The 2579-nt window shown below is 30.6% G+C and carries 4 protein-coding genes and 1 pseudogene; 4 read left to right on the forward strand and 1 reads right to left on the reverse strand.

Annotated elements, in window-relative coordinates; translation table 11 throughout:
* A pseudogene (locus MK115_RS09115) lies at nt 1–291 on the forward strand (alanine--glyoxylate aminotransferase family protein); the annotation flags it as partial.
* 1 nt (nt 292) lies between these two features.
* Here the strand turns inward: MK115_RS09115 and MK115_RS09120 are convergent.
* A complete protein-coding gene (locus tag MK115_RS09120; RefSeq protein ID WP_025880040.1) occupies nt 293–490 on the reverse strand; it encodes a DUF8683 family protein in 198 nt (65 codons plus the stop codon).
* Nucleotides 491–623: 133 nt separating this feature from the next.
* Between MK115_RS09120 and MK115_RS09125 the strand changes: the two genes are divergently transcribed.
* The 3 genes from MK115_RS09125 to MK115_RS09135 all read left to right on the forward strand — a co-directional run bounded on the left by MK115_RS09125 (nt 624) and on the right by MK115_RS09135 (nt 2223).
* Nucleotides 624–1136 carry an AbrB family transcriptional regulator gene (locus MK115_RS09125; protein ID WP_287610899.1) on the forward strand — a complete coding sequence of 171 codons (513 nt, stop codon included), beginning with the start codon at nt 624–626 and terminating at the stop codon, nt 1134–1136.
* A 56-nt stretch (nt 1137–1192) separates the two neighbouring features.
* Nucleotides 1193–1657 carry a DUF6554 family protein gene (locus MK115_RS09130; protein ID WP_287610901.1) on the forward strand — a complete coding sequence of 155 codons (465 nt, stop codon included), beginning with the start codon at nt 1193–1195 and terminating at the stop codon, nt 1655–1657.
* A 164-nt stretch (nt 1658–1821) separates the two neighbouring features.
* Complete coding sequence (locus MK115_RS09135; RefSeq protein WP_287610903.1) at nt 1822–2223, forward strand: HNH endonuclease; 402 nt, start codon at nt 1822–1824, stop codon at nt 2221–2223.
* Nucleotides 2224–2579: the final 356 nt, after the last annotated feature.

A 2579-nucleotide genomic window follows, 5' to 3' on the forward strand; every position in this document is an offset into this window, starting at 1 on the left:
GCTGATGAAAAATGTTTAAGTCCTTCAATTACTGCAATAGAAACAGAAGGGATGGATGCTGAAGAATTTAGAAAAACAATAAAAAATAATTTTGATATTTTACTTGCTGGTGGTCAAGATCATTTAAAGGGGAAAATATTTAGAGTCGGACACCTAGGTTATATCAATGATAGAGATATTATTACGGTAGTTTCTGCTATAAGTAATACACTTCTCAACCTCGGTAAAATCTCAGCTCAACAAGCTGGTGAAGCATTAGTTATGGCATCAAAATATTTAAAGCGAAATTAAGTTAAGTACCTGGCTCTTCAACATTTCCACCTAATTCAACAATCTTTTTTCTAAGAACGATTGATTTTTTTTCATCACCGTTGGTTTGAGCTATTGCAAGGGCAAACTCTAATTTTTCGAGCTGGTGGCCACCCTCAAAAAAAGATAATTTTTTCTTTATGCGGTTTTTATTATCTTTGTATGAAATTTGTGAAGACATAAAAATTCATGCTTTAATTAATATTATGCCAACAAAAGGGGACATTACGAGAGGAAACTAAAAATATTATTTGACTATAAACTTAAACAAAAAAAATTTTTTCTAATATTATGTTCAAACATCCTTGAAATTTATGCCTAACATAAATCTAATCTATTATCTTTTTGCAGGTTGTATTTTTGGAGCTTTAGCTCTAAAAACAGGTATTCCTGCAGCTCCTCTAGCAGGTGCTTTAATAGGCGCAAGCATACTTAGCATAAGTGGCAAAGTCGACATCGCAGAGTGGCCAATCGGAACAAGAACAATTTTAGAAATCGGAATTGGAACAGTCATTGGTACATCATTAACAAAAGACTCATTAGTTGATATTCAAAATTTATGGAGGCCAGCTATATTAATAACTTTTACTTTAGTTATTACAGGATTAGCAATTGGATTATGGACAAGCAGATTACTTAATATAGATATCATTACAACAATTCTAGGAGCTGCACCAGGAGGAATTAGCGGAATGAGTCTTGTAGGGTCTGAGTACGGAGTAGGACCTGCGGTAGCAACTTTACACGCTGTAAGATTGATTACTGTACTCTTAATTCTTCCTTTAGTTGTGAAATGCTTGAATATATTTGGAGTGATTAAATCTTAAATTTCTATAGACATATTCACAATAAAAGATATTTTTAAATAGAAGATAAAAGCCTAATGCAAAGATTAAAGAAGAAAAAACTTATACCACTAGCGTTGGTAATTTTTGCTCCTCTAACCCTTACTACGCCAAGAGTAAATGCAAGTGCATTTGGAGCAGAAATTTTTTGTACTATGAGAGATGGCGGAAATGACCATGAAAGTAGTTGGGATGCAGCTTATACGTATATAAAAAAACAAAAGGGAGGATTATTCAAAGTTTCACCTAAAAATGCAGCAGCGCAAATTACTGAAACAGTTATAAGAGAAAGAGAAAAATTTAGTTATTGCGTTGAATATTTAGATAATCTTCATCCAAATAGAAAACTAATACGAGATTTAGAAAAAGAAGAAAAAAGAAAAGAAAAAGAAGCAAAAGATAGAGAAAACAAAAGAAAAAAATTAGAAAAAGAATTAGAAGAAACTAATGAAGAAATTTCTGAAGAATTTACTGATGAAACACTTGATAGATATAGTTATTAATCAATTTTTTATAAAGATAATAATTTGTTCTAATTTTACTAAATACTATTTTGTATCTAAACACACTAAAAAATATTTTTACTGGCCAATATAGACTAAAAAGAATAAATAATTATTGACTTTTAATATATTCAAGCCATTATTTATTTAACTAAATATTCTGAATGCATATTAATGATGCGGTGTTTTTAGAGGATTTATGTCCTAAGTTCAGATTGAGACAATGGCGAAAATCTATTCATAGGTTTACAGGAAAAAGTTGTATATATTGCGGAAAACCATCTGAATCTATTGACCATGTAATACCACGAAGCCAAGGAGGCTTAAGTACAACAGAAAACTGTGTCCCTGCATGTCTTTCCTGTAATGGAGATAAATCAGATGAAAATGCTTTGTATTGGTATAGAAGGCAAAAATTTTATGATCCTCGAAGAGCAATGGCTATAAGAGCTTGGTTAGAAGGAGATTTAAGATTAGCTATTAGATTACTGCAATGGGCTAATCCTAATTTTAAGGTAAAAAATAAAAATTACGAAAAAGATGAATCAGAATATAAAGCAGCTTGACTACCAAACATTACATATTTTTCTAGAGTTATAACTCTCACATATATTTTCCAATTCTTTTGGAGATTCTGGAAATATTAAAATTGTCGAAAATGCAAGAAGAAAGACAAATAATTTTTGGTAGAATTTAAAATTAACTAAACTAACTTCTTTCTCTATAAGACGGGGATAACTTTTGCTAATACAGAAAGTTTTTGATTTTAAATCGGGCTTAAGAGCTGTCTTCATCATTAATTAATACATATGTACTACTTTAACCCAGCATGAAGAAGCCTGCAAGTTTACTAGGAAATACAAATAAATTTTTAATCTTCGGATGTGGTTTCAGCGGTAGTTTTTTTGCAAAAACAATTAGA

The organism is Prochlorococcus sp. ALOHA_ZT_50 (genome assembly GCF_022447305.1).
Taxonomy (GTDB): domain Bacteria; phylum Cyanobacteriota; class Cyanobacteriia; order PCC-6307; family Cyanobiaceae; genus Prochlorococcus_A.